We start from the raw sequence: 24,441 nt of genomic DNA, 5'->3' as shown, positions 1-24,441 counted from the left end.
GACCGGCAACGCGAACGTTGCACAGTCGTACCCGTCATATATGTGCAATCTCCACGCATTGTTGCCGGTGCGTTACTTCCATGTCTGTCCGGTAACGCCGGGCCATCTGCCGCTGTCTGCTCCAGAATTTGGAAAAGGACCCCACACGGACGTTGCGTCGCGTGTGGGGTCCTTCGTCTGGGGGCTTCCCGAAGGTGGATCAGGAAGCGGGCAGGTAGCCCTTGTACTCGTTGAACAGTGCGACCTGATCAGCGGTGAGGTCACCCTGCGCATTGGCCTGGTCGAGCAGCTGGTGCAGCGCGGGATCGTTGATCGTGGCCTTGAGCTGAGCGACGATGTCGTCGGTCGCCTGCGCCAGGTTCGGGAGCTCGGGCACGGCCGGGATCTCCAGGCTCGGAGCCGCGGTCGGGGCGTCGCGCTGGGTGGCGCCGCTCAGACCGGTGCCGCAGGTGGGCCATGCGCCCTTGCCCTGAGAGGCGAGGACACGCTCGGCGACAGCGATCTGCTGTTCCTTGGTGGCCTGGTCTGCCGACGGGGCGAACTCGCCGCCGCCGTGGCCGGTCCAGGTGCTCGGGGAGAACTGCAGGCCGCCCTGGTAACCGTTTCCGGTGTTGATGGCCCAGTTGCCGCCCGACTCGCACTGTGCGACGCGGTCCCACTCGGCGTCGGTGGCTGCTCCGGCGTTGCCGCCGCCTGCGAAGGCGAGGCTGGCGCCGCCGCCGATGACGGCAGAGGTGAGAGCGATCTTGGCAACGGTGCGACCGGTGTTGGTCGGCTGACGATGACGTCCGGACATAAGTTTAACTTCCTCTCTCCACGCGCCTACGAAGTCAGCTGTCGGGTTCGAGCGAGAGGTTGCTCGGTTCCGCTATGCGGAACTGCACCCCAAGGATTTCGTTGGTCGGCAGGCGTTGACCGCCGTGGACCGCGGAAATCCGGTGATCTCCAGGAGATGTTTGGGTCCCCCGCCCCCGTCCCTGAATTGCGTTTGGTGTGTCTCGGACCGCGGGACGAGGTTGGGCGCGGCGATCCGAGAGTATTCAGTTGCGATCGGGTCGATCTGGTCGATCAGTTCGACCGAGTCAGACGGTACGTGTTAATTCGCGCTTACACACGCCTACTCGAGGGGGCATAACTGTGTGTCCAGAAGGGGCTTTTGAGCCTGATTTGGCATATTTGCTGCTCACCGGTATGACTGTCGTCCCGTGTCCGATCCGTGATCGAACCGTGATGTGAGTAACGTCACAGTTTGAATCAAGGGGATGAAGCGCACAAGTGGGTCAAACGACCCGGTTACGTGCGGGGGTTCGCTGACTCAACCGCCTGCGAACGGCGGGAGAACATCGACGGTGTCTCCCCCGGAGAGGGTTCGCGACCGGTCGCGGACCGCTACCGACTCATGCAGATATGAGCATCTTTGCAACACTTCGGCCAACCGCGGATTCGATTGCCCCAATTCGGATTCCAGATCGGCAAGAGTTGCTTTGTCGGTGAGATGTATCACCAGTTGCTCGACCCCGGCGGCGGCCTGCGCAGCCGCGAAAAACCTGACGCAGATCTCCATGTCAGCCCCCGATCGCCGACATGGGTCGGGAGGGCTGGAGGAAGCCCGGATCGTTGACCCCGTGACCGGGCAACTTGCCCCAGGTCGCTTCGCGCCAACGCAGCGCGATGTCCTGATCTGAATTCTCGGTTGACTTCAGCAAAGCACGAATATCGGTCTCCGACGTGGCGAACAGACAGTTGCGGAGTTGACCGTCGGCGGTCAGGCGGGTTCGGTCGCAGTCGCCGCAGAAGGGCCGTGTCACCGAGGCGATGATGCCCACCCGGGCCGGCTTGCCGTCCGGTGTGTGATGCCCCTCGACGAGCCACCGCTGCGCCGGTGCGGCGCCCCGGGGTGCGGTATCGGGCCGTAGATCGAATTCGGCCTGCAGCGTGTCGAGGATCTGGTCTGCGGTGACCATCGTCGTCCGTGACCAGTGGTGCTCGGCGTCCAGCGGCATCTGTTCGATGATGCGTAATTCGTATCCCTCGGCCAGGCAGAACCTCAGGAGTTCAGGGGCATCGGCCAATCCGGTTTCGGGATCGAGGACCGCGTTGACCTTGACCGGCCGTAGACCGGCTGCCTGTGCTGCGGCCAGCCCGGCGATGACGTCGGGGAGTCGGTCGCGGCGGGTGATCGAGGCGAAGCGGGCCGCGTCGACGGTGTCGAGGGAGACGTTGACCCGATCGAGTCCGGCCGCGGCCAGCGCCTCGGCGCTGCGGGCCAGGCTCAGGCCGTTGGTGGTCAGGGCGATCTCGGGGCGCGGTTCGAGAGCGGCCACGGCACTGATGATCTCGGTCAGATCCTTGCGCAGTAGTGGTTCGCCGCCGGTGAATCGGACCGCGCGGATACCCAGGTCGCGAACCGCGACACCGACGAGCCGGACGATTTCGTCGGCGGTGAGGACGTCGGCCTTGTCGAGCCAGTCCAGACCCTCCGCCGGCATGCAGTACGTGCACCGGAGGTTGCAGCGGTCGGTCACCGAGACGCGCAGGTCGCGCACCGCCCGTCCGAAGGTGTCGATCATCGGACCGGTGGTGGGCATGACGGCGTCGGTTGTCGGTCGCGCGACGGGACCGGTTGGCATACCGAGTGCGATGACTGTCACAGGGTCCAGCCTACGGTTTACTGCCGGAACGCGGTGGCCGCAATGGGCTCACGGCACCGGGGCGGGCGGGAAACGGCTCAGGCGCGGCGTTCCAGGGCGCGGAAGGTGCTGGCGTGGAACACCAGCGGTTCCTGCTCGGTGTCGGCACGCAATGCCAGCACCTTGAGGAGTACCAGGCTGTGATCACCTGCCGGGATCTCGTTGTAGATCTCACACGCCAGTTGCGCGACGGCGCCCCCGATGAACAGTGCGCCGTCGGCGGTGGTCTCGAGTGCGAGTCCGTCGAACCGCTTTGCGGCCGGGCCTGCCAACTGCTTGCACTCGGCGTCCTGGTCGTGTGCGAACACCGACACGCCGAGCACCGCCGCCGAATGCAACTTGGGCCAGGTCGTCGACTCGTTCTGCACACACAGCGATACCAGCGGGGGATCGAGTGACACGGTGGCGAAAGAACTCGCCGCGATACCGATCGGGTCACCGTCGCCCTGATGGCATACGGCGACGACGCCGGTCGGAAAACAACTGTAGGCACGCCGCAGGGCCGAACCATCGCTGGTGGGCGTCAGGGCTCCGTCAATGTGAAGGCTCATCTCGCAGATCACTCTAGTGGCGGCCTGTTGTCGCCGTCGGAGCGGTCGGCCTGTTGTTTCGCCCGGCGCCCTGATCGCAGGGCAAAAATCAGTCCGAGCAGAAACCCCAGGGGTGCACACATGATGAGCAGATAGACGAACAGGGGAGCGGTTTCACCGGTGATCGGCTCGGCGAGAAACAGTGCGATGAGCGCAATGAGCCCAACCGCGAACAACCCCACCGCAACCCGTAGCAATCCGGCGCCTTCGGCTTTGCGCATGAGGTCAACGGTAGTGCAGTGCCAGGCGGCCACCAGAGGGCGGCGCTCCCTCCTGCGGGGCGAGCCGAAGGCGAAGGCCTGATCCGGCCGCATGACGGGAGAAAACCATGGTGTTCGGAGCATGGCCGAGGGGCTAGACTGATCAAACGCGTCTGGCTGGACCGCAATTGTCACAGCGGGCGCTTTCGTTTTGGGTCACGCGAACAGATGAGGGTGTGCACAGTGCCTACCGGCAAGGTGAAGTGGTACGACGCGGAGAAGGGCTTCGGCTTTCTCTCGCAAGACGATGGCGAAGACGTCTATGTACGTTCGTCAGCGCTCCCCGCTGGAACCGAGGCTCTCAAGCCCGGCCAGAAGGTCGAGTTCGGCATGGCCGCAGGTCGTCGTGGCCCGCAGGCGCTCACGGTCAAGATCCTCGACCCGGCGCCGAGCGTTGCCAAGAACACCCGGGAAGCCCGTAAGGAGCAGCCCAAGCGGCACACTACCGACGAGCTGCACGGCATGGTCGCCGATCTGATCACTTTGCTCGAGGGCAAGGTGCAGCCGGATCTGCGCAAGGGGCGCTACCCCGATCGCAAGACATCGCAACGTATTTCAGAGGTTGTCCGGGCCGTGGCCCGCGAACTCGAATCCTGATCCCCCCGACGCCGTCGACTACCCGGAAGCGGGGATGTCGACGCTGTCGGGAAGGGTGTCGATGGCCCAGATTCCGCGTTGGATGAAGACGCCGGGCTGGGTCTCCACCTGCGAGGGCTGGGTGATCTGGACGACGGCCAAGATCTTGTCCTTCGTCGAAGGCAACGTGATGGTGCGTTTGGAGTCGCTCAGGTAGATGGTCTCGGTGCCGTTGTCGAAGCCTTCGGCGGTCAGGTGCTGCACCACCAGGATCCACGGGCCCACCGCGAGTTCATGCGAGAGCGACACCATCAGGGTGTCGCCGACGGCGACGGGAACCCGCGTGGGTGGATTCGTCGCCGAGCCGTCGCACTTCGACAGGTCGATGCTGCAGTAGGCCAGCGGTTCGACGCGGACCAGCTTGCTGCCCGAGGCGACCTGGACGTACGGCACGTCGTCGCTCTTGTGGCCCGCGGTCAGTGCGGCCACCGAGCCGCCGACGATGGCAACGAACAGGACGGCAACAATCGCCGCAATGATGGCGAACTTCTTTTCGCCGGTCGTCAAACTCATACTTCGCGAGCACCCTTTTTCCGTGATGTGTTCTTGTTCCACGACTCCCGCACGGTGGGATCGACGTGGATTGCGCCGGTCGGCATGGTCATGTCTGGCCGCTTGCCACCGAAACCGGGGACCAGGGTCGATCCCCGGTTGGTGACGAACGTCTGGGCGAATCCGAGGGCCAGCAGGCCGGTGACCACACCGAAACCGATGGTCAGGTTGGTCGGCAGCAGGACGCCGAGGGAGGCGCCGAAGACCCATCCCATCTGCAGCACGGTCTCGGAACGGCCGAATGCCGACGCCCGGGATTCGTCGGGGAGATCGGTCTGGATGGACGAGTCGAGGCAGACCTTGCCGATCGCGCTGGTCCCCGACGCGATCAGTGCGGCGATGGCGATGAAGATCAGGTTGCTGAAGACCGCGGCGAGCAGCGCGACGACCGCGCAGGTACCGGTCACGATCACCACGATGCGCTGAGGGTTCGGGAGTTCGAGGCGGGTGCCGGTGGCATTGCCGATGAAGTTGCCGATGCCGGCCGCCGCGCCCACCGCACCGAGCATCGCGACCTGGGCCCAGCCGCTGCCGCCGCCCTGCTGAGACTTCGCATAGAAGGCGACGAACAGCGTCAGGAAGCCGGTGAGGATGCGGATCGTCCCGTTGCCCCACAACCCCACCAGGACGTTGCGGCCCACCGGTTGTCGCATCGTGGCCGTGAGCGCCTTGACGGTCGACTTCTTTGTTTCGTCGGGTGGCGGTATCCGGGGTCGGGCCGGCTCCCCGTGATAGGTCAGCGTCGTGGGCACTTCGCCCTCGGTGACCTCGACCCACGCCGGGATCCGCATACAGAGCACCGCGCCGACCACGGTGATGATCGCCAGCCACACCATCGCGCCCGGGATGTGCAGCGGCAGAACCTTGCCGAGCGCCGTCTCGAAGAAGGCGGCGACACCACCGCCGACGATGGTGCCCCCGACGAGGCCGAACGTGGTCAGCCGTGAATTCACCCGGGGCAGGTCGATGGTCGGCGGGAGGACACGTGGCGTCACCGCGGATTTGAGAACGCCAAAGGATTTGGACAGCACCAACATTCCGAGTGCGCAGGGGTAGAGGACCCACGGGTCGTATGTCAGCTGGTTCGTGGTCGTGTCCCACCCGGAGTTGGCCATCACCAGCAGCGCCAGGACGGTCCGGCCGAGAAACGTTCCGGCCATGGCGATCCGGCGGCCGCGCTGCAGTTTGTCCAGCAACGGTCCGATCAGCGGAGCGATGATGGCGAACGGTGCGATGGTCAGCGCGAGATAGAGCCCGACCTTGCCCTTGGACTCGGCACTGGCCGCGGCGAAGAACAGGGTGTTGGCCAGTGCGATCGTCATCGCGGCGTCGACGGCGAAGTTGACCACGGTTGGATACGTCAGTGCGGTCAGTCCGGATCGGTCGGCGCCGTCTGCCGTTGCGGCCTGGTGGATTTTTCCCAGGCCCTTGGACGTCAGTTCGCGACCGCGCATGGCCGCCACCCGGGTGACGGTGAGCTTGCGCGGCATGGCGCGGGCGTTGTCGTCGCTGTGGTAGTCGGTCTCGTCGAGCGGAGGCAGGTGCCGGTTCTGTGACGTCTGCTGCCGGGTGTCGTGCCGACCGGGCGCATCCGGCGGTGGGTACGCACCGGATGGACCCTGGTGCGGCGGCGGCTGGTTCCGGGGCGCCCGGGTGGTCGGCTGCTGGTTCGGCGGCGGCGGTTGGTGCGGGGGCGGTGGTTGCCGCATCCCGGGGCCGCGCGGCGGGGGACCGGACTGCGACGGCCGGGCCGGGCCGCCGTCGGCCGGATAATTGGCTGATCCCGGATGCGCGGAGGGCGACTGGCGCGGCGTCCGGCGGGGATCGTGTCCCGGTGCGCCACCATGGCCCCGCGCGTCTCCGCCCTTGTCCGAGGGGGTCGCACGAGGATCAGGTGGTGGATTTCCTCGGTTCACTTTGCTGATTCTTCCCTATCCCGCGACCGCCGACCAACCCTCGGGCGCTCCGGGCGGGTTGCGATACGGCACACTAGAGGGGTGAACGCGGTTACTGAACAGCCAGAAACAGCGACCGATGGTGCGCAGCCCGAACAGCAGCGGGTTTCGGCGCTCCTGACCTCGGCCGTCGACCAGGCGCGGGCCGCCATCGACGCCGACGAACGGGAAATCGGAGATCACCTCGAAGCGGTGACCGAGGCCCCGTACACGGTCACCCACTATTTCGCGGCGAATGTGCCCGGATATCGCGGGTGGCAGTGGTGTGTGGTGTTGGCCGGTTGCCCCGACAGTGACGACGTCACGATCAACGAGGTGGCCCTGCTGCCCGGGTCTTCGGCACTGACCGCCCCGGTCTGGGTGCCGTGGGATCAGCGGATCCGCCCCGGCGATCTGCACCCCGGCGATCTGCTCGCCCCTCCCGCCGACGATCCGCGGCTGGTGCCCGGTTATGTCGACAATGGTGATTTTGATCTCGTCGACGAAGAAGCGGCCGTCGGCGAGGCGATCGGGCTCGGCCGTAAGCAGTTGCTGAGCTACGAGGGCCGTATCGAGGCGGCGCAGCGCTGGGTCGACGGCGACCACGGTCCGGCCGCCGAGATGGCCCGCAACGCGCGGCACAGCTGCGGTACGTGCGCCTTCTATCTACCGGTCGTGGGTTCGTTGCGCGTGGCGTTCGGCGTCTGCGCCAACGAGTTCTCTGCCGACGGACATGTGGTTCACGCCGAATACGGTTGCGGGGCCCATTCGGACGTCAAGGCACCGGAAGGCGCCGGCAGCCCGGCTTACGACGCCTACGACGACGGCGCGGTCGAAATCCACGCGAACTCCTGAGCTGCGCGTGATGGCGCACTCCGGCAGGTGCCGGTGATGACCGGTCCGGATCCGTTTGATGTCGATCGGTTGCGGGAAGCGATCCTGCAGTCCTGGACGACATCGCCCACGCGTCTGCGGGAGGACACCGCAGCCGAATCCGATCTCGTCGGGGTCGGCTATCGCGATCGCCTGCTCACCGAGCTCGTCGCCAACGCCGCCGACGCCGCCACCGAAGCCGGTGTCGCGGGTGCGGTGGCCGTGTGGATCGACGGCGCCGACCTTCATGTTGCGAACACCGGGGCCCCGCTGGACCGGTCGGGGGTGCAGGCGCTGACCGCCTTGCGCTCCTCGAACAAGTCCGGCGAGGGTCTGGTCGGACGTTTCGGTGTCGGGTTCAGCGCGGTGGCCGCGGTGACCGATCACGTCCAGATTCGTTCCCGGACCGGATCCATCGAGTTCTCGGCGGCGCGCACCAGGGCCGAGCTCGCCGGGACCGACCTGGCCGGGCAACCGGTTCCCACGCTCCGCCTGGCCTGGCCGATCGACGCGCAGCCGGCATCCGGATTCGACACCGAGGTGGTGCTCGAACTCGACGGTGAGGTCGACGTCGCGGGCATGCTCTCCGATTTTTGCGGCGAGAGTGTCGAACTGCTGCTGGAACTACCTGCCATCGCAACGATCTCGGTCGGCGAACGGAACTTCACGCGGACCCGCGACGGCGACGTCATCACCATCGGTGCCGAGCAGTGGCGCGAATATGTGGCGCCACATGCCCGATGGCTACTCCCGTTGCGGGGCGATCACGTGGTTCCGGTGACGTCCGGGGTGCTTCGGGCGCCGACCCGGACCGATGTCGAACTGACGGTGCCCGCCATCTGTATCGGCGATGTCCGGTTGACGGCGGACCGCCGCGGACTGCACCCGGATGCCGATATCGCAGTGCTCGCAGCCGGTTACGCCGACTTCGCGGCCACGTTGCCCGCGGTGGACCGGTTGGTGCCGGTGCCGCAGCCGGGATTCGCGGCCGGTCATGAGGACGAGCGCCTGCGGACCGCACTGATCGATGAACTGCGTGAGCACCGATGGCTGCCCGGCGCCGGCGGGGATGATCTGATTCCCTCTCGCGCCGAGGTGCTGGTCGACCTGACACCGGGACTCGCCGCGCTGATCGGGGAGATCGTCGCGACACTGGTACATCCGGATCTGTCCGAGCGGTCTGCGTTGAGCCGGTTGCGCTCGGTGGGGGTCACCGAGATCGGACTGGCCGATGTCGCGGCACGACTGACCGGGTTGGAGCGTGAACCACGGTGGTGGGGAGAGCTTTACGCCGAACTCTCGGTGCTCGCACAGGGACAGGTGGACGAACTCGGGGCGCTGCCGGTGCCACTGGTCGATGGCCGGACGATGCCCGGCGCCCGTGGCACGGTGTTGCCGCCGCATGCATCCGCCGATGCCGGCGACACGCAGATCGCTGCACCGTCATGGCTGCCGACCGTGCACCCCGCTGCGGTGCACGACCTCCTCGAACGCCTCGGTGCCCGGCGGATCTCGGTGGGAGAGATGCTGGCCGACCCGGCGTTGGTGGCCGAGATCGAATCCGATCCGGGCAGTGAGCAACTCGTCCGCAGTGTGCTGGGCCTTCTTCGCAGCTCCCCGGATTCGCCGGTCCCGAGTCGGCTGGGCTCGCTGGAGCTGCCGACCGTCGATGACGAACCCCGCGCCGCGGACGAACTCCTGCTACCGGACAGTCCGCTCGCCGCTGTGCTGGTTGATGATTCACCGTTCGGTGTGGTCGATCCCGAATGGGTGGAGCAGTATGGGCCGGCGGCGCTGCGGGCGCTTGGCGTCGGCTGGGATTTCACCGTGGCCCGCGAAGAATATCCGACCGGCCCCGACCACGATCTGCCCGACGAAGCGCAGTGGTGGGACACCCTGACCGATGCACCGCAAACGCTGAGCGCGGTCCGCGATCTCGACCTGGTCGACCCGGACAAGTGGCCGCAGGCGCTCACCTTGCTGGCCGAATCACCCGACGCCGCCGCCTTGCTCACCGACCGCCGCGGTTATACGGCCTGGTGGCTCCGGCACTACGCCGTGATCGACGGGATGCGGTTGGGTCAATGGCGGGCGCCGAGTGACCGGTCCGCCCGGGGTCTGCTCGATCCGCTCGAACACCCCCAGGCCGACAACCTGGCCGCCGCGCTCGGCAGTGTCGATGTGGAAGACACCCAACAGGCTCGGATGATGCTGCGGCACTTGGCCGATGCGAATCGCTCCGTCATGCCCTCGGTGGCCGCAGCCGTGCACACGGAACTGGCACGGGCGCTGCGCGAGGGTCGCATCCGCCTCGACGATCTCGAACCACCCGCCGGATTCCGCACGCTGGCCGGGTCGGTGGCGCGCGATGCCGTGGTACTGGATGCGCCGTGGATGGTGGCCGCGCTGGATCCGGCCGGGACCGTGTCGGTGATGCCGGGGGAGTTCGGGCTGGCCACCAATCTTGCTGATCTGCTTGATATCCCGACCGCGACAGAGGAATTCGTCGGCGGACCGGTCGAGGCCGGTCTGGAATCGACCTGGGACGCCCAGCCCTGGGCCCTGCAGACCGCCCTGTCCCAGAACCGAGAGTTGCCGGTCGGGCCGATCAGGGTGCACGCCGGACTCACGGTGGTGTTGCGACGAGGGGACGGTAGTGCCGAGTATCGGGTGCCGTGGTGGCGTGACGAGAGTGGATTGATCCATGTTGATGAACAGTCCCGGGTCATTCCCGGCTGACGTGGCGGACATCGGCGATCCGCCGGCCGATCGGACGACGTCGTTCGGTCCGGATGAGCAGGTCCTCGACTGGATGGTCGATCACCGCACAGAGACCTGGACAACGGTGATGAAGGCGATCACCACGTTGGGCAACACCTTGACGCTGTTCCTGGTCGCGCTCGCTGTCACCGCCTTCTTCGCTCTGCGCGGTCAGTGGCGACTCGCACTCTTCGTCGGCCTCGGCTCGGCCGTGGGCTCACTGACGATGGTCGCTCTGAAGGAACTGTTCTCCCGTGATCGTCCGCCGATGCCCGAACGGCTGGTGGAGCTGTCGACCCATTCGTTCCCGTCAGGTCACGCGATGAGCTCGACGGTGGTGTACGGATTGACAGCGGTTGCCATCTATCGGTCGAGTCCGTGGGTTCGGGGGCACCTGTGGGTCCTGCTGGTCGCTCCGCTGCTCGCGCTGAGCATCGGCGTCACCCGCGTGTACCTCGGAGCGCACTGGATGACCGATGTCGTCGCAGGATGGATACTGGGTGCGCTCTTCGTGGCTGCGGCGACGTGGATGACCTTCAGGACAGGCCCTGCTGAGCAGCCGGACTCCCTCGACGAACAGCGAGCTTCTGCAGATACACGACGAAGCAGCCGAACAGACCCACCCCCAGGCCCACCAGGCAGATCGTGAGGGTCGTGTCGGTGCCGAGGTCCCAGATCGCCACCACGAGGGTGGCGATCAACCACGCGGCCATCCCCACGGCGATCACCGGTCCGGGTGCGGTCCACCGGGAGGGTAGTTCGGGAATCTCTGCGGGCATGGGGTCAGGTTAATCCGCTTTCGGCCCCACACGAATTCGCGGTGCTCACCCGATGGGCGAAGTGCAGTTTCTGCAATTTTTTTCGCCAGTCGCTCAATTGTGAGGTGAACAAATGAATCTTGGCAGTTCAGCGCGCATTTCGGTCATGCTCACCTATCCTCGAACCGTGGAGCAGAATGACGAGAAGTTGCCAAATGATCTGGCGATAGCTGTAGTGCGGCTGACCAGGCATTTACGTGGGCGCCGGGCTTCGTCCGTGGTGTCGCTCACGCAGCTGTCGGCTCTGTCCACACTCAAACGCGAGGGTTCTATGACCCCTGGTGCCATCGCCGCACGTGAAAGAGTCCAGCCGCCGTCGATGACCCGCGTGATCGCCTCGCTGGCCGACCTGGGAATGGTCAAGCGCGAACCCCATCCGACCGACGGCCGACAGGTGATCGTGACCTTGACGTCGGCCGGGGACGCACTGGTGGTCGACGAGGCGAACGCGCGCGAGGAGTGGCTGCGGGCTCAGCTCAAACGGCTCGACGACCAGCAACTGGCCACGTTGCGCGGTGCTGTCGGCATCATCGAGTCGCTCGTCACCGAAAGCGACTGAGCGCCGGCCACCGGCGGTGACCGGCATCCGCCGTCAGAAGGACGTACCGGCGACCGGCTTGCGGTCTGTGCTGAACGCTTGGTCGACCGCGTGCAGGGTGGCGCCGTCGATCGTCCACAGCCTTTCCGCTGCCGCGAAGTCGACAGCTCGGTACGCGCCGAGATAAAGACTGCCGAGTACCGAGATATCCATCCGGACAGTGGGTTCGGCGTCGGTGGTGCCGATGGTGGCCCGATTGTCGGTGATCGACACCTTCCAGCGTCCGCCGGAGTCCCGGAACGAGTCGCTGACCTCCAGCACGAAGTCGGTGTCGTGGCCGTACTCGCGTAGCGAAAGGGCTTGTGCGACATCGAGAATGCGGAGCCACATGCTGTCGCGGATGCCGGTGACCTTCGGTGCCCGCAGATCGGTGAGCTTGAGGGGGAGCGGATCGTCCACCGGGGTCGTCGCGGTGATCGCCGGTACCAGATCGAGCCCCGACAACACCCGCCACAACTCCGTGTGGGCCTCGTCGGTGACGGCGAAGAGTTCGGAAACCTCTGCGATGGAAACGGTCTCGGATTCGTGGTGGATCCGGTAGCTCGCGTAGCCGTCGGGGTGCACCAGGTAGTGAAGTCCGCTGCGCCCGTTGCGGAGGATGGGGCGGTCGGCGAAGATCATGTTCCACCACACCGGTGTTCGGACAATGGCGCCGGGCCTGGTCGACACCCAGCGGTCGTGGATTTCGGGAACCGACTCGCGGACCTGTTCGGCGTCGGCGAACCGGACCCGGGAATCGGCCGGAGCCGCTGCCCGCAGCGAGGCCTTCTTCAGGTCCAGACGCAGGGTGTGGTCGAAAGCCGCAGGCCCGTAACCGAATCGCTCATAAATCGTGCCCTCGGAGGCCGTCAGGATCGAGAAGACCGACTGCTCGCGTTCCCACTGCTCGAACATCTCGGTGATCATCAGCCGGAGGATCCCGCGGCGACGGTGCGTCGCGGCCACCGACACCCAGGACAGTCCGGGCAGGTCGACCTGGAGTCCACCGGGGATCGACATCTTCATCCGGAAGAACATCGCCACACCCACGAGAACGGGACGATCCGGATCGGAGGTGTCGTGGACCACGATGGCGTCGCCGTCGGTGACCTTGGATCGGATGTCGGCCAGGGCTTCATCGTCGAGCGGCTCGACAAATGCGAACGCCCGCGCATCGGCGATGGCAATATCGGGCCAGTCGGAGTCGATTGCACGACGAAGCGTCAAATTACCGTTACTCACCCTTCCAACTTGTCACATCACCGGTCGGGCAGACTAGCCGGATGGCCGGATCGCATACTCAAACAGGTGGCATCATGTCGGATCTCACAGTCGATGTGATCGACATCGACGATCCCGCGGACCCCAGGGTCGATCACTTTCGCGATCTCAACTCCGCGGATCGGCGCCCTGACCTGCCTGTTCTGCCCGGTGGCCTGCCCGGCAGGGGCCTGGTCATCGCCGAGGGTGTGCTCGTTGTGCAGCGGATGGCCGCCTCCAGGTTCGCTCCGCACGCGTTTCTGGGCGTCGACAAGCGTCTTCGAGAACTGACCCCCACCCTCTCCGTCGACGCGATGGCCGGGGTGCCCTTCTATCGGGCCAGTGCTGCCGTGATGGCGGAGATCGTCGGATTTCATCTCAATCGTGGTGTCCTTGCCGTCGCCCGCCGTCCCGAGCCACTGACGCTCGCCGATGTGCTCGCGGGCGCCCGGACGGTGGCGGTCCTCGAGGGCGTCAACGACCACGAGAACATCGGCAGCATCTTCCGGAACGCCGCGGGACTCGGTGTGGATGCGGTGATCTTCGGTGGGGCCTGTTCCGATCCGCTCTACCGGAGGTCGGTCCGGGTATCGATGGGACACGTACTACTCGTTCCCTTTGCCCATGTCGAGAGTTGGCCGTCGGATTTGGAAGTGCTCCGCGACAACAACTTTCGGATCATTTCACTCACACCCGAGCGCACTGCCGTCCCGCTGTCGCAAGCCGTGGACGCCGAGCGGGTGGCATTCATGGTCGGGGCCGAGGGGCCGGGTCTGTCGGAGACTGCGATGCGTTCGGGTGATGTGCGGGCGCGTATCCCGATGGCCCGGGGGACAGACTCGCTCAACGTGGCGACGGCCGCGGCGCTGGCCTTCTACGAACGCGCTCGCTGACCATCTGGCGCGGTGTCCAGGGTGGGTCGGGCGGGGTTAGGACTTGGGGCCGAACCCGAACCAGCGGGCGACCCGTCCCGGCTTGTGCTCGCCCGACTGTCGGCGCTCATCGCCGGCCGGTCCGTGGTCGGGCGGGTGGATGTGGTCGGTGGCCCCGTTGCCCTCGGACAATCCCAGATCGACATCGGCCTCTGACGGGACATATCCCTTGGGCCGGATCGCGAAACCCGAGACCACGATTTTCGAGGGATCGTAATCCTCGGCACCCAGTGGGGTGGTGAACCGGAATCCGAGCCATTCACGAATCGCCTGTTCGGCGAATTCCTGGGGGTGGAACGGCAAAGCCTGTGGATCTGGTGGGGCGCCATCGGCATACTTCAGAGGGTGCTCGCCGGCCCAGAACGGACCCTCGAAAATGAAGGGCAGCCCGATGTTTTCGTAGATGGTGACCGGGTTCGCCGAGAACGAGCGGCGCAGCGTCCCGTTCTCCCAGCGGGCGAACGCGCCCAGCGAGGATTCCGGTTCGGTGTGCAGGACGACCACTTCATCCGACGGTACCGCGGTGATCCAGGCCTCGGGCAGTGTGGACGGGGTGGTCGTGGACAACACCGGGCTCGTGACGACGATCAGTGAGCCATAGACGCCGACGAAGAGCTGATCGTCGGCGGGGGTGGCGGCTGAGGCAAGGTCTGTCTCACCGATGGGCAGGGCGGTGAGGTCGGGGCACAACGCGCCGGCGAGGCTTGCCGCAGCGGCGGGATCGTGCCGCAGGCCCTGCCTGATCTCGGCTGGCGGATCGCTTGAGTTGATGAACCAGAGCATCGACGCCTTCGCTGCCAACTCAAGTCCTTTCGTCGGTGCCGACCTGTCTCACGTACGGAACATTAAACGCTGTTCACGGGTTACCGCTGCTGCGGACCCCGAGAAGTACATCCTCCCAGGCGGGTAGCGATGGCTTGCGATTCCCGCGTCCACGCTTGCGGTTCGGCTCCGACTTGTCCTGCTTCTCAGTGTTTTTGGGTTCGGTCTCGGGGGCCGCATCCTCCTGCGCCGCAGACGTCTGCGGTTCCACCGCCGTCGCGGTCTGCTCGTCCACCGCCGTCGCGGTCTGCTCGTCCGACGCCGGGTCGTCGGCGATCACCTCGGGCAGGTCGTCGACCTCATCTACCGGATCGCTGTGGGCGGCGGTCGGCCGGGGACGAGATTCGGGGACTGCGGGACGAGGTGCCCGCCGGGCGGTTTGTTCTCCGGTGACGGAGTCGGCGTCCACGGTGACCTCGGACCCGTCGGGTTTCACGGACATGCGCGCCGAACGCGAAATCGGTGACACCCGAGCGGCTTTCGGCGGCGTGTAATCGAAGGCGAGTTCGGGATCTACGGAATCGGTGTCGTCGACGGCAGGCGGAAGTGGTGTCACGCTGCGCAACGGCCGGCTCAGGTCCGGATCGATCAACTCGTCGGCGACCTCGTCGATCGCCTCGACGGTGCCCGAGTTCGAACCGGGCAGATAACGCCAATGCGCCCGATTGACCGAACGGCCGACGTGCCAGCTGACCTGGACGACCCAGCGGTTGTCCTCGCCCTTCCAGGCGTCCCACTCGGTGTTCTCGGGATTGTGCCCACGCGCGCCCAGCGCCGCGGCGACCACCTCGCCCAATGTGGACAGCGCCGGCCCGTCGTAACGCAGGGGATGGGCAGCCGCGGCGAGTTCGGCGGCCCGGGAGCGCTCGAGCAACACCGGATGGGCAAAACGTTCGACCCGACTCATCGGCACCCCGGCGGCCACGGCCACCTGGGCGACCGTGGCACCCGCGCGGATCCTGGCCTGGATCTCGCGGGGCCGCAGCGAGCTGTCCATCTCGATCTCGATCTGGCCCAGCCGGGTCAGATCACCACGGGCTGCCGCACGCAGGGTGTCATCAGCAGGGATACGGAACTTCTCGCCCGACTCGGTGTCCTGACAGATCACCTTCTGGCCGTCCGGCTCAAGGCCGATGACTCGAAGCTCACGCATCTGCTTCTCCTTCACGTCTGGGAGCCGGCCGGGGCATCTGTGTCGGTGTGCATTGGCGTCAGCGTAATGCAGTCAGCCCCCGAACAGTGGGCATGACACGCATAAAAAACCCAGCTCAGCAGGGGTGGGCTGGGGCGCAGTGGCCGCTACAGTGCCCCGACGACGTAGTCGATGCACTGGGTCAGGCGGCTCACATCGTCGGGTTCGACGGCCGGGAACATGCCGATCCGAAGCTGGTTACGACCGAGCTTGCGGTAGGGCTCGGTGTCGACCACTCCGTTGGCGCGCAACACCTTAGCGACCGCTGCGGCGTCGACGTCATCGTTGAAATCGATGGTTCCGACGACCTGGCTGCGGTGCGCGGCGTCCTTCACGAACGGGGTGGCGAACTCGCTGGCCAGTGCCCAGTCGTACAGCCGTGAGCTGCTGTCCGCGGTCCGGGCGGTGCACCAGTCGAGGCCACCGTTCGAGTTCATCCACTCGATCTGATTGGCCAGCAGCAGCAGGGACGCGATGGCCGGGGTGTTGTAGGTCTGGTTCTTGCTGCTGTTCTCGACGGCGGTCGGCAGCGACAGGAAGTCCGGGCACCAGCGGTCGGACGCACCGATGGTGGCCACGCGCTCGAGTGCGGCCGGGCTCATCAGGGCGATCCACAGTCCGCCGTCGGAGGCGAAGGACTTCTGCGGTGCGAAGTAGTACACGTCGGTGTCGGCGACGTTGACGGGCAGACCGCCCGCGCCGGAGGTGGCGTCGATGGCGATCAGGGCGTCACCGGCCAGCAGCGGGCGGGTGACGGGCAGTGCCACGCCGGTCGAGGTCTCGTTGTGGGCCCAGCCGACCAGGTCGACGCCTTCGTACTTGTCGGCGCTGATGGTGCTGATGGTCGGTGCGGTACCCGGCTCGGTCGAGACGACCATCGGGTCGTCGAGGAACGGAGCATTCTTCGCGACGGTCGCGAACTTGTTTGAGAACTCGCCGTAGGTCAGGTTGAGCGAACGCTTCGAGATCAGGCCGAAGGCGGCGGCGTCCCAGAAGGCGGTGGTGCCGCCGTTGGACAGCACGACCTCATAGCCGTCGGGCAGCGAGAACAGGTCGGACAGTCCGCTGCGGATCGCGCCGACGACGTTCTTGACCGGGGCCTGACGATGGCTGGTACCGAACACCGATGCACCGGTGTCGACCAGCGACTGCAACTGCTCGGGGCGAACCTTGGACGGGCCACAACCAAACCGGCCGTCGCTGGGCAGAAGGTTGGCCGGAATGGAGATCGTTTCGCTCATGCGATCAGTCTAGAGTCCGCCTCCAGCGGGGCTGATGGTGGGTTTTGGCGAGCGCGACCTGCGGGTTCAGGCGGTCAGGGCCGCCTGACCGGGATCACTTCGGCGCGATGGCGTCCCAGCCGTCGACATCCTCGGGGCGTCGCGGTGCCGCGCCGACGTAGAGCGCGGCCGGACGGACCAGCTTGCCCAGCCGCTTCTGCTCCATGATGTGCGCGCACCAGCCCGCGGTCCGCCCGCAGGTGAACATCGCCGGCATCATGTGCGTCGGTACCTCTGCGAAGTCGAGGATGACCGCGGCCCAGAATTCGACGTTGGTCTCGATCGCCCGGTCGGGGCGGCGTTCGCGGAGTTCGGTCAGTGCGGCCTGCTCCAGGGCTGCGGCCACCTCGTATCGCGGGGCGTTGAGTTCTTTTGCGGTGCGGCGCAGCACCCGGGCCCGGGGATCTTCGGCGCGGTATACCCGGTGACCGAATCCCATCAGTTTTTCTTTGCGGTCGAGGATGCCCTTGACCAGGGCGCGGGCATCGCCGGTGCGGTCGACTTCCTCGATCATCGGCAGGACGCGGGCCGGGGCGCCGCCGTGGAGCGGTCCCGACATCGCACCGATGGCGCCGGAGAGGGCGGCCGCGACGTCGGCGCCGGTGGAGGCGATGACGCGCGCGGTGAAGGTGGAGGCGTTCATGCCGTGTTCGGCGGCACTGACCCAGTAGGCATCGATCGCGCGGATGTGCGCGGGATCGGGGTCGCCCTTCCAGCGGGTCATGAATCGGGCTGTGACGGTGTCACATTCGTCGATGACCTTCTGCGGGACGGCCGGCTGGTGGATGCCGCGGGCCGACTGCGCGACGTACGACAGGGCCATCACCGAGGCGCGTGCGAGGTTGTCGCGGGCGGTCTGGTCATCGATGTCGAGGAGGGGCTGATAACCCCAGATCGGTGCGAGCATCGCCAGGCCGGCCTGCACGTCGACCCGGACATCGCCGGTGTGGATGGGCAGTGGGAACGGCTCGGCAGGCGGCAGTCCGTCGCCGAAACGTCCGTCGACGAGCAGTGCCCAGACGTCGGAGAACGTGACGTTGTTCTCTACGAGGTCTTCGATGTCGACGCCGCGGTACCGGAGGTTGCCGCCGTTCTTGTCGGGTTCTGCGATTTCGGTCGTGAATGCGGTGACACCCTCCAGGCCTTCGACGAATCCTTCGGGTATTTCAACGTTGACTGCCATCGCGAGCTCCCTTGCCATTGCCCTGTGTGCGTACCGATTAGGACTGTAGTGCCCGGGGCATTCCGGACGATCCGGGAGTAGCGTTATCGGCCGTGGAACGCAAACCGATCGACCTGGCCAACATGCGGATGGCCTATGCGGCCTCCGGAGGTGTCGGGCGGTCCGGATCCGGGGATGATGCAGCCGGTGCCGACGGGGTCAAGGACAACCTCGATCCGCTCTGGCTGGCCGGTGACCCGCCGTGGCTGGAGCTGTTCGGGAAATGGCTGCGCGAGGCCGTCGATGCAAGGATCCCGGAGCCGAACGCGATGGTGCTCGGGACGGTCGACGGCGCCGGTCGCCCGTCGACCCGCACGGTGCTCTGCAAGGGGGTCGACGCCGACGGGGTCACCTTCTTCACCAGCTATGAGTCCGACAAGGGCAGGCACCTCGGCGCGGTGCCGTACGGGTCCGTGACGTTCCCCTGGATCGCGATGGAGCGTCAGGTCCACTTCCGGGGACCGGTGACGAAGGTGCCTGCCGAACACACCGCGGACTACTGGTCCAAGCGGCCGCGCGGTTCGCAGCTGTCCGCCTTCGCGTCGGAGCAGTCGGCGCCGATCGGGTCGCGGGACGCGCTGGAGGACAAGGCCGCTGCCATCGAGGCGCGATTCGGCGGTGAGCAACCGGTTCCGGTGCCCCCGCACTGGGGTGGCTACGTCATCGCCCCGGTCGAGGTCGAGTTCTGGCAAGGCCGCGCGAACCGGTTGCACAACCGGGTGCGCGCATCGCTGGTCGACGGCAGATGGAGCGTCGCGAGGTTGCAGCCGTAGATGTTTGACCACATTCCGGTTTCGAAAAGGTGACCCGCCGGTTCCTGGCCGACACCACCCCGCTCGTACATCCCCACTTCCGTCGTCTGTGGTGGGCGAACATCGTCACCGTCATCGGTGCGCAACTGACGGTGGTGGCGGTTCCGGCCCAGATCTACCAGCTCACCGGCAACTCGGCGTACGTCGGGTTGACCGGCCTGTTCGGGTTGGTGCCGCTGGTGATCTTCGGCTTGTGGGGCGGCGCTCTGGCCGACGCCATGGACCGTCGAATCCTGTTGATCATCACCACCTGTGGGTTGATCGGTACCAGCGCGTTCTTCTATGTCCAGTCGGCCATGGGTTTTGGCAACGTGTGGGTCATCCTCACCCTGTTCGCGTTGCAGCAGGCCTTCTTTGCCGTCAATCAGCCGACCCGGACAGCGATTCTCCCGAAGCTGGTGTCGAACGCCGAACTGCCGGCAGCGGCGTCGTTGAACATGACGGTGATGCAGGGCGGCGCGATCGCCGGGCCACTGGTCGGTGGCGCGCTGATACCGGTGCTCGGATATTCGCTGCTGTACCTCGTCGACACCGTCTTCCTGTTCGCAACATTGTGGGCCGTCATCAAATTGCCGTCGCTGCGGCCGGGTGGAGATGATCGGAAACCGAGATCGGCCGGCGTGAAGTCGATCATCGAGGGATTTGTGTTCCTGCGCGGCCAGCCGGTGCTGATGGCCTCATTTGTGATCGACCTGATCGCGATGATTTTCGGTATGCCCCGGGCGCTGTTCCCCCAGATGGCACACGAGAGTTTCGGTGGGCCGGAAAGCGGCGGCGTCGCATTCGCCCTGTTGTTCTCGGCGATCGCGCTCGGCGCGCTGGTCGGCGGCATCTTCTCCGGATGGGTGTCGCGGGTTCGTCGGCAGGGGCTTGCCGTCATCGTCTGCGTGATCATCTGGGGTGTCGCGATCATCGGGGTCGGGGTCTGTGTCGGGTTCGCCGATCACACCGCGCTGCCGATGCTGCCGATCGTGGTCGGGTTGCTCATGATCGGCGGTGCCGCCGACATGGCGTCGTCGGCGTTCCGGCAGTCGATCCTGCTGACTGCCGCCAGCGATGAGATGCGCGGCCGATTGCAGGGGGTGTTCACCGTGGTCGTCGCCGGTGGTCCCCGCATCGCCGATGTCCTACATGGTGCCGCCGCGGTCTCGGTGGGAACTGCCGCGGCCACTGCCGGAGGTGGCGTCCTCGTGGTGCTCGGAACAGGGTTCGCCGCGTTGGCGGTTCCGGCCTTTGTTCGCTACCGCATCACCAAGTAGCGGCGATCCCCGGGAACCCGGACGGCGTTCGGTGCGTCCAACATCAGAACGCCGCCGGTCCGGGGTCGAGTTGGGGGAGGGCACTGATGTTTGTTGATCCGGAAGTTCTTCGATTGTTCGCGGCCGAGGTCGAGACGGTGGCGGGCACAGTCGCCACCGCTGACGTCGGGGGCAAGATCGAGGTCGGCTGTGATGTCCTGGCCGGATCCACCACCCAGTTCACCGCCCAGGCAATCGGCACATTTGTCGCCGATTTGGTGGCCGGCTACAGCGCCCAGATCGCGGCGATGGGGACGTCGGTGGGCGGTGTGGCCGGTGACTTCACCGCCGAAGATGAAGCGGTCGCACAGTCATTCGATCAGATCTGGCGGGCCCGGTAATGCTGCCGAACCGGACCCGGCTCCAGGGCTGGCGACCGGGTGGTCTTCTGGAATCGATCCCGCCGATCCAGGCGAGCGGGCAAGCCATCGAAGACTCCGTGGCAGCGATTTCGGGTCAGTGTCAGACGTTGCCCGGGCTGAAGGTGTGGAGCGGGCAGTCCCATGATGCGGCCCTCGAGATGTTCGAGCGCGCCAAACGCCCTGCCGCGCTGATCTCAGATGCCGCCGATGACGTGGCCGATGCGTTGAGGACCGCGTTTTATGACATTTCGACCGCACGGACCGCGCTGCTGAACGAGGTGACAGACGTGGAGACCGATGACCTGGTCGTCAATGATTCGTGGGTGGTGCTGCTCAAACCTGTTGCCATGTCCCGTGATCGGGCCGAGGAACTGATGAAGCGTCAAACCGATGCCCAGACCGAGGTCAATCGACTACTGGTCGCGGTCGACGATGCGGACGACGCCAGTGCCCGAGGGTTGGTCGAGGCGGCGTCATTGCACGGGTTTGTCATGCCGCAAGCGCCCGGAGGTCTACCCGCCGTGATGGTCCCGGGTTTCACGTCACCGGCCGACGAGGTTCCAGATCCGCGCAGCCCACTGAACCTGTTGGCGCAGCAGCACGTACAGCGGGCCGACGCTGCGGTGACGGTTGCCGAGACGCTCACCACCGAAACGGACCGCGAGAAGGTGACCACGGTGATCATGCAGGACGGCAGCAAGCAGGTCGTCACCGAATGGAACAAGCCACCAAGGACTCGCGAGGACTTGGTGGATCTGCCGGTGGCAGAGCAGATGGGCGACTACTTCTTGGGATACGACGGCGTCACCGGCACGTCGGTGGCAACCTACGACCCCGACGGGAACCTGATCCTGCGGGTTTCAGAGGCGGTCAGTGACCGCACCGGCGGCAAGGTCACCAACATCAGGACCTCGAACGGCAGCGGTGTTGTCGGGTACCAGGACAAAGACGGCAACAACAAGACCGGCTGGCAATACAACCCCGACGGGAATCGGAGGGAAGAGCTGCCGCCTGATGCGCCGTTCTTCACGCACCCTTTGGTCACGACCACCGGTGGGATGATCTCCGGCGTGCAGAACGTCGCCGATAGTCCTGGCGGCATTCCCGGTCTCGGCAAGGAGACATCTTCGAAGATCGCCGCAGGTGTCAAATGGGGCGGGCCGGCGTTGTCGGTCGCGACCGGGATCTACGACGTGGCGACTGCGGACGGACAATTCGCCACGTGCCGGGCACTCTATTCGAGCACTTTCGGCACCGTGGGTGGCGCTGTGGGAGGCGCCGGTGGCGGTGCCTTGGGTGGCTTGGTTTCCGGCCCGGCGGCGGTGGTGGCCGGACCGGTGGCTGCTGGTGGGGGTTCGATGCTTGGGACGTGGGTGTTCGGTAAACTCGGTGATGAGGTCGGCCAGATCATGTGTGCCCGATGAACGCTGCATTTCGGGGTGGCAACTTTCCCAGACCCACTGTCTGGCAAGCTCCTTCGAAATATCTCGCCGCGTTGCGGTACGTCGTTTTCGGATCGTTCGGCGTGGTGATGTTGGTTGCCGGTGTCGTTGACTGCGTGCACGGCGATCTTTTGCGAGCTCTCTTCCTGGGTGCAATCGGAGCCTGGTTTGTGACGATGGTTCTCGGGGTTGTCCTGGCCCGAACCGTTTATGACAGTGACGATCTGCGATACGCCGTCCTGGACAGGCGCGCTCACGCCCTGCGGGTGAATTACGCCGCCGGGGTCGAGGTGATGGTGGCCGCCACCCTCGTGGCAGGGGTCCTGGGCGGGACTCTCTTCTCGATCGGAGTCTGGTCGGATTGGTTCGAATTGCCGTTGAGTTCGAGGGAAGTACGGCACCTGGGCATACCCTTCGTGGCCTTTACGGTGGTGTCGCTGGTTCAACTGGCGCTGGGGGTCTACCGGGGGCGAATGGGTGGCCTCGAGTTGTCACCCACGGGCGTGCGGCAACTCACTTCTTTCGGACACGCTGACCATACGTGGGAGTCGATCGCGGCCATCACCGCCACCGATCCCACTTCTCGAAAACGAGGCAATGCCGGCACGATGTTCCTTCGGCCGCACAACAGTGGCGAGCGCCCCGCCAGGCTGGATACCGGCGGTTTGTCGATCGGCAGCGGTGCCACCTATTGGCTGGTGAAGTTCTACTTTGAACATCCTGAGCTCCGAGAAGAACTGGCCGACGGCCGCGCTGAGGCCCGGCTCCGCGCCGGAGTCGCCCCCACCCCCCGATGATGTGCCCTCAGTGTGACTCTTGTGTTGCCGCCTGAGCGGTGGTTGGGTCCTGGTCACCTGGTGTTTGGCTCTTGATGTGCCTGCCGGCATCGCATTGATGCGCATGTCTGGTCTTGCAAAAGTTATGCCAACACCAGGTGGGAAGGACCGGCCGATGTGGCTTGATAGGAGCGTGGCAACGCCCCCAACTGAGGATTGCCCACCGACCGGCCCAACCGTCCCTGGTCCCTGTTTCTGAAATCAGGAGGCAACCACCATGGTTGTAGTTGGAGTCGATGTACACAAGAGCTCACACACATTTGTTGCCGTCGATCCCGTCGGCAAAAAGCTAGGCCAACTCACCGCCCCGGCCACCACCGCCGGCCATCATGCCGCGATGCGATGGGCCCACACCCAGTTCGGTACCGACCTGCTCTGGGGCATCGAAGACTGCCGACAGATGTCGACCCGCCTCGAACGCGACCTACTCACCGCCGGCCAGACCGCCGTGCGGGTACCCACCAAAATGATGGCCCACACCCGTGCCTCGGCACGTACCCGCGGCAAATCAGATCCCATCGACGCTCTGGCCGTCGCGCGGGCAGTGCTGCGCGAACCGAACCTGCCCGCCGCCGGCGCCGACCCCCGATCCCGCGAGATACGTCTACTAGTCGATCGACGCGAAGTGTTTGTCGCACAACGCACCTCAACAATCAACCGACTGCTGTGGCGAGTCCATGAAATCAACCCCGCCTACGCCCCCAAACCACGCTCGCTGAGCATGCACAAACACCAACAGATCCTCGCCGCACAGCTGGCCACCGAGACCGGACTGCTGGCCGACATCGCCCGCGAAGAACTCGACGAGATCATCTCCCTGACCACCCGGATCAACACCACGGCCACCGAGATCGGCAAACGAGTCCGCGAACTGGTTCCCTCGCTACTACAGCTACCCGGCTGCGGGGAACTCACCGCAGCCAAAATCGTCGGCGAAACCGCCGGCATCGCCCGCTTCCACTCGGCCGACGCCTACGCCAACTACGCCGGCACCGCCCCCATCCCGGTCTGGTCCGGCAACACCGCCGGCCGCGTCCGGCTACCGCGCTGCGGCAACCGACAACTCACCACCGCCCTGCACCGCATCGCCCTGACCCAAACCCGACTCGAAGACAGCGACGGCTACACCTACTACCGCAAACGCCGCGCCGCCGGCGACTCCACCACCGCAGCCCTCCGAGCACTCCGACGCCGCCTGGTCCGCACCGTCTATCAACGCCTGATCACCGACACTGCGCCCCAACCACGAGCCATTCAGACCGCCGCCGCTTGACATAGGAGCAACTTTTGGCG

At 65.9% G+C, this 24,441-nt stretch carries 25 protein-coding genes and 1 riboswitch; of the genes, 12 read left to right on the top strand and 13 right to left on the bottom strand.

Translation table 11 applies throughout. The features are described 5' to 3' along the window. Positions 1 to 199 precede the first annotated feature (199 nt). The 5 genes from AC51GR_RS10880 to AC51GR_RS10860 all read right to left on the bottom strand — a co-directional run bounded on the left by AC51GR_RS10880 (position 200) and on the right by AC51GR_RS10860 (position 3,501). Complete coding sequence (locus tag AC51GR_RS10880) at positions 200 to 796, bottom strand: transglycosylase family protein (RefSeq protein WP_496324659.1); 597 nt, start codon at positions 794 to 796, stop codon at positions 200 to 202. A gap of 7 nt (positions 797 to 803) precedes the next feature. Continuing rightward, positions 804 to 1,004: riboswitch (cyclic di-AMP (ydaO/yuaA leader) on the bottom strand. 311 nt (positions 1,005 to 1,315) lie between these two features. After that, positions 1,316 to 1,564, bottom strand: coding sequence for a MoaD/ThiS family protein (locus tag AC51GR_RS10875; RefSeq protein ID WP_496324658.1), 249 nt, complete (start codon positions 1,562 to 1,564; stop codon positions 1,316 to 1,318). 1 nt (position 1,565) lies between these two features. Continuing rightward, on the bottom strand, positions 1,566 to 2,651 hold the full coding sequence (gene moaA, locus AC51GR_RS10870) for a GTP 3',8-cyclase MoaA (RefSeq protein ID WP_496324657.1): 1,086 nt from the start codon (positions 2,649 to 2,651) through the stop codon (positions 1,566 to 1,568). A 77-nt stretch (positions 2,652 to 2,728) separates the two neighbouring features. Next, positions 2,729 to 3,241 (bottom strand): flavin reductase family protein, encoded by a 513-nt coding sequence (locus AC51GR_RS10865; RefSeq protein WP_496324656.1) that lies wholly within the window; start codon positions 3,239 to 3,241, stop codon positions 2,729 to 2,731. 8 nt (positions 3,242 to 3,249) lie between these two features. Continuing rightward, positions 3,250 to 3,501 (bottom strand): hypothetical protein, encoded by a 252-nt coding sequence (locus AC51GR_RS10860; protein ID WP_496324655.1) that lies wholly within the window; start codon positions 3,499 to 3,501, stop codon positions 3,250 to 3,252. Positions 3,502 to 3,723: 222 nt separating this feature from the next. Here AC51GR_RS10860 and AC51GR_RS10855 point away from each other — a divergent pair, with 222 nt between their 5' ends. Further along, complete coding sequence (locus AC51GR_RS10855) at positions 3,724 to 4,137, top strand: cold-shock protein (protein ID WP_496324654.1); 414 nt, start codon at positions 3,724 to 3,726, stop codon at positions 4,135 to 4,137. 18 nt (positions 4,138 to 4,155) lie between these two features. On the opposite strand, the gene AC51GR_RS10850 is transcribed toward AC51GR_RS10855, so the two are convergent. Both AC51GR_RS10850 and AC51GR_RS10845 read right to left on the bottom strand, forming a co-directional pair. Continuing rightward, a complete protein-coding gene (locus tag AC51GR_RS10850) occupies positions 4,156 to 4,689 on the bottom strand; it encodes a DUF2771 family protein (RefSeq protein WP_496324653.1) in 534 nt (177 codons plus the stop codon). After that, positions 4,686 to 6,644 carry an MFS transporter gene (locus tag AC51GR_RS10845; RefSeq protein ID WP_496324652.1) on the bottom strand — a complete coding sequence of 653 codons (1,959 nt, stop codon included), beginning with the start codon at positions 6,642 to 6,644 and terminating at the stop codon, positions 4,686 to 4,688. Before AC51GR_RS10845 ends, AC51GR_RS10850 begins: the two co-directional genes overlap by 4 nt. Positions 6,645 to 6,725: 81 nt before the next feature. Between AC51GR_RS10845 and AC51GR_RS10840 the strand changes: the two genes are divergently transcribed. The 3 genes from AC51GR_RS10840 to AC51GR_RS10830 are packed head-to-tail and all read left to right on the top strand — an operon-like array spanning position 6,726 to position 10,944. Next, entirely contained in the window at positions 6,726 to 7,517 is a 792-nt protein-coding gene (locus AC51GR_RS10840; RefSeq protein ID WP_496324651.1) for a DUF3027 domain-containing protein, read from the top strand. A 36-nt stretch (positions 7,518 to 7,553) separates the two neighbouring features. Further along, positions 7,554 to 10,274 (top strand): sacsin N-terminal ATP-binding-like domain-containing protein, encoded by a 2,721-nt coding sequence (locus AC51GR_RS10835; RefSeq protein ID WP_496324650.1) that lies wholly within the window; start codon positions 7,554 to 7,556, stop codon positions 10,272 to 10,274. Next, positions 10,240 to 10,944: a phosphatase PAP2 family protein gene (locus AC51GR_RS10830; RefSeq protein ID WP_496324649.1), complete on the top strand. Its 705-nt coding sequence runs from the start codon at positions 10,240 to 10,242 to the stop codon at positions 10,942 to 10,944. The genes AC51GR_RS10835 and AC51GR_RS10830 overlap by 35 nt, the downstream gene beginning before the upstream one ends. On the opposite strand, the gene AC51GR_RS10825 is transcribed toward AC51GR_RS10830, so the two are convergent. Continuing rightward, positions 10,832 to 11,074, bottom strand: a complete 243-nt coding sequence (locus AC51GR_RS10825) for a DUF2530 domain-containing protein (RefSeq protein WP_496324648.1) — start codon at positions 11,072 to 11,074, stop codon at positions 10,832 to 10,834. The genes AC51GR_RS10830 and AC51GR_RS10825 overlap by 113 nt on opposite strands. Positions 11,075 to 11,219: 145 nt before the next feature. On the opposite strand from AC51GR_RS10825, the gene AC51GR_RS10820 reads away from it, so the two are divergent. Further along, positions 11,220 to 11,672: an Rv0880 family HTH-type transcriptional regulator gene (locus AC51GR_RS10820; protein ID WP_496325047.1), complete on the top strand. Its 453-nt coding sequence runs from the start codon at positions 11,220 to 11,222 to the stop codon at positions 11,670 to 11,672. A gap of 33 nt (positions 11,673 to 11,705) precedes the next feature. Here the strand turns inward: AC51GR_RS10820 and AC51GR_RS10815 are convergent, their stop codons facing one another. After that, entirely contained in the window at positions 11,706 to 12,932 is a 1,227-nt protein-coding gene (locus AC51GR_RS10815; protein ID WP_496324647.1) for a GNAT family N-acetyltransferase, read from the bottom strand. 74 nt (positions 12,933 to 13,006) lie between these two features. Here AC51GR_RS10815 and AC51GR_RS10810 point away from each other — a divergent pair, with 74 nt between their 5' ends. Then, positions 13,007 to 13,843, top strand: coding sequence for a TrmH family RNA methyltransferase (locus tag AC51GR_RS10810; RefSeq protein WP_496324646.1), 837 nt, complete (start codon positions 13,007 to 13,009; stop codon positions 13,841 to 13,843). Positions 13,844 to 13,879: 36 nt separating this feature from the next. Here AC51GR_RS10810 and AC51GR_RS10805 read toward each other — a convergent pair whose 3' ends face one another. The 4 genes from AC51GR_RS10805 to AC51GR_RS10790 form a co-directional block, all read right to left on the bottom strand. Further along, complete coding sequence (locus AC51GR_RS10805) at positions 13,880 to 14,683, bottom strand: DUF6928 family protein (RefSeq protein ID WP_496324645.1); 804 nt, start codon at positions 14,681 to 14,683, stop codon at positions 13,880 to 13,882. A gap of 55 nt (positions 14,684 to 14,738) precedes the next feature. Further along, positions 14,739 to 15,857 carry a septation protein SepH gene (gene sepH, locus AC51GR_RS10800; protein WP_496324644.1) on the bottom strand — a complete coding sequence of 373 codons (1,119 nt, stop codon included), beginning with the start codon at positions 15,855 to 15,857 and terminating at the stop codon, positions 14,739 to 14,741. Positions 15,858 to 16,003: 146 nt separating this feature from the next. After that, positions 16,004 to 17,137: a phosphoserine transaminase gene (gene serC / locus AC51GR_RS10795; RefSeq protein ID WP_496324643.1), complete on the bottom strand. Its 1,134-nt coding sequence runs from the start codon at positions 17,135 to 17,137 to the stop codon at positions 16,004 to 16,006. Between the two features lie 94 nt (positions 17,138 to 17,231). Beyond that, positions 17,232 to 18,359: a citrate synthase 2 gene (locus tag AC51GR_RS10790; protein ID WP_496324642.1), complete on the bottom strand. Its 1,128-nt coding sequence runs from the start codon at positions 18,357 to 18,359 to the stop codon at positions 17,232 to 17,234. Between the two features lie 92 nt (positions 18,360 to 18,451). On the opposite strand from AC51GR_RS10790, the gene pdxH reads away from it, so the two are divergent. From pdxH to AC51GR_RS10760, 6 genes are all read left to right on the top strand, one after another. Continuing rightward, positions 18,452 to 19,171 (top strand): pyridoxamine 5'-phosphate oxidase, encoded by a 720-nt coding sequence (gene pdxH, locus AC51GR_RS10785; protein ID WP_496324641.1) that lies wholly within the window; start codon positions 18,452 to 18,454, stop codon positions 19,169 to 19,171. Between the two features lie 29 nt (positions 19,172 to 19,200). Beyond that, the gene (locus AC51GR_RS10780; protein ID WP_496324640.1) at positions 19,201 to 20,469 is read left to right on the top strand and encodes an MFS transporter; all 1,269 of its coding nucleotides are present in this window, start codon (positions 19,201 to 19,203) and stop codon (positions 20,467 to 20,469) included. 86 nt (positions 20,470 to 20,555) lie between these two features. Then, positions 20,556 to 20,849: a hypothetical protein gene (locus AC51GR_RS10775; RefSeq protein WP_496324639.1), complete on the top strand. Its 294-nt coding sequence runs from the start codon at positions 20,556 to 20,558 to the stop codon at positions 20,847 to 20,849. Further along, entirely contained in the window at positions 20,849 to 22,294 is a 1,446-nt protein-coding gene (locus AC51GR_RS10770; protein ID WP_496324638.1) for a hypothetical protein, read from the top strand. The genes AC51GR_RS10775 and AC51GR_RS10770 overlap by 1 nt, the downstream gene beginning before the upstream one ends. Beyond that, positions 22,291 to 23,109, top strand: coding sequence for a hypothetical protein (locus AC51GR_RS10765; RefSeq protein WP_496324637.1), 819 nt, complete (start codon positions 22,291 to 22,293; stop codon positions 23,107 to 23,109). Before AC51GR_RS10770 ends, AC51GR_RS10765 begins: the two co-directional genes overlap by 4 nt. A gap of 256 nt (positions 23,110 to 23,365) precedes the next feature. Next, a complete protein-coding gene (locus AC51GR_RS10760) occupies positions 23,366 to 24,421 on the top strand; it encodes an IS110 family RNA-guided transposase (RefSeq protein ID WP_496323328.1) in 1,056 nt (351 codons plus the stop codon). Positions 24,422 to 24,441 lie beyond the last annotated feature (20 nt).

It is taken from the genome of Williamsia sp. z71, from assembly GCF_059553375.1.
The sequence above is the reverse complement of the archived record's forward strand: the minus strand, read 5'-3'. Positions and strand labels throughout refer to the sequence as shown.

Coding starts and splice junctions, on each gene's coding strand:
- AC51GR_RS10880 (WP_496324659.1), bottom strand. CDS start 796: ATGTCCGGACGTCATCGTCAGCCGACCAACACCGGTCGCACCGTTGCC.
- AC51GR_RS10875 (WP_496324658.1), bottom strand. CDS start 1,564: ATGGAGATCTGCGTCAGGTTTTTCGCGGCTGCGCAGGCCGCCGCCGGG.
- AC51GR_RS10865 (WP_496324656.1), bottom strand. CDS start 3,241: ATGAGCCTTCACATTGACGGAGCCCTGACGCCCACCAGCGATGGTTCG.
- AC51GR_RS10860 (WP_496324655.1), bottom strand. CDS start 3,501: ATGCGCAAAGCCGAAGGCGCCGGATTGCTACGGGTTGCGGTGGGGTTG.
- AC51GR_RS10850 (WP_496324653.1), bottom strand. CDS start 4,689: ATGAGTTTGACGACCGGCGAAAAGAAGTTCGCCATCATTGCGGCGATT.
- AC51GR_RS10835 (WP_496324650.1), top strand. CDS start 7,554: ATGACCGGTCCGGATCCGTTTGATGTCGATCGGTTGCGGGAAGCGATC.
- AC51GR_RS10830 (WP_496324649.1), top strand. CDS start 10,240: ATGTTGATGAACAGTCCCGGGTCATTCCCGGCTGACGTGGCGGACATC.
- AC51GR_RS10825 (WP_496324648.1), bottom strand. CDS start 11,074: ATGCCCGCAGAGATTCCCGAACTACCCTCCCGGTGGACCGCACCCGGA.
- AC51GR_RS10820 (WP_496325047.1), top strand. CDS start 11,220: ATGCTCACCTATCCTCGAACCGTGGAGCAGAATGACGAGAAGTTGCCA.
- AC51GR_RS10810 (WP_496324646.1), top strand. CDS start 13,007: ATGTCGGATCTCACAGTCGATGTGATCGACATCGACGATCCCGCGGAC.
- sepH (WP_496324644.1), bottom strand. CDS start 15,857: ATGCGTGAGCTTCGAGTCATCGGCCTTGAGCCGGACGGCCAGAAGGTG.
- serC (WP_496324643.1), bottom strand. CDS start 17,137: ATGAGCGAAACGATCTCCATTCCGGCCAACCTTCTGCCCAGCGACGGC.
- AC51GR_RS10790 (WP_496324642.1), bottom strand. CDS start 18,359: ATGGCAGTCAACGTTGAAATACCCGAAGGATTCGTCGAAGGCCTGGAG.
- AC51GR_RS10775 (WP_496324639.1), top strand. CDS start 20,556: ATGTTTGTTGATCCGGAAGTTCTTCGATTGTTCGCGGCCGAGGTCGAG.
- AC51GR_RS10770 (WP_496324638.1), top strand. CDS start 20,849: ATGCTGCCGAACCGGACCCGGCTCCAGGGCTGGCGACCGGGTGGTCTT.
- AC51GR_RS10765 (WP_496324637.1), top strand. CDS start 22,291: ATGAACGCTGCATTTCGGGGTGGCAACTTTCCCAGACCCACTGTCTGG.
- AC51GR_RS10760 (WP_496323328.1), top strand. CDS start 23,366: ATGGTTGTAGTTGGAGTCGATGTACACAAGAGCTCACACACATTTGTT.